At 35.3% G+C, this 657-nt stretch carries 1 protein-coding gene; it reads right to left on the reverse strand.

The annotated features are described in order from the left end of the window. Positions 1 to 141 precede the first annotated feature (141 nt). Positions 142 to 519, reverse strand: coding sequence for a hypothetical protein (locus tag OK414_RS29745; RefSeq protein ID WP_263046367.1), 378 nt, complete (start codon positions 517 to 519; stop codon positions 142 to 144). Positions 520 to 657 lie beyond the last annotated feature (138 nt).

Genomic DNA, 657 nt, shown 5'->3' on the forward strand with positions numbered 1-657 from the left:
GGTTATGATTATACCTGACCAAAATCTCAATTAAATGACTACGGTTTCCATTCCTTAAACCTTTTGAATTACTAACTGTGATAACTCAAATAGAAAAGCCACTAAAATTGAGATACAGTTCAATTCTAGTGGCCTTTTTATTTAAAAATCGTTATATTCTTCTAAGTCGTCATCGTCTAATGAACCAGATATATTCTCTAGATCTGCGACTTTTCCTTCTTCCAGTTGAAGAACCTTTGAAGGCTCTTCTTCTTTGAAGGAATCGTTGCCTACAAAACCTGTTATTTGGGCTAATGCCTTTAAATCAGCTAGTTCATTCTTGATATGTTCAAACATCTCGTAGGTTTTTTTGTCTTCAGTTGCTTTTCTTCCAGTAGATGCATCATCTAGATCACGTAGAATTAAAGATGAAATATAATCTCCTAACTTACGGGATTTAGCATATGTAGCTAGTTGATTATACACTTCATCACTCAATCGATTTGTCTTAATCGTAAACGCATTTTGACGCTCTGACATCCCTATCACCTACGTTGTTAGGATTTAACGGCTTTCTTCTCTGTTGCTTGCTTCTTCTGAACGTAACCAATACTACGAATTTCCAAGCCAAATAAATTTAAGTGACGGCTATCTTGGGGAACCTTATGATACTTGTCT

The organism is Priestia sp. JV24 (genome assembly GCF_025910025.1).
In the GTDB taxonomy this organism is placed as follows: domain Bacteria; phylum Bacillota; class Bacilli; order Bacillales; family Bacillaceae_H; genus Priestia; species Priestia megaterium.

What these genes read in the sequence shown, in the direction of transcription:
- OK414_RS29745 (WP_263046367.1), bottom strand. Translation starts at nt 519, where the DNA reads ATGTCAGAGCGTCAAAATGCGTTTACGATTAAGACAAATCGATTGAGT.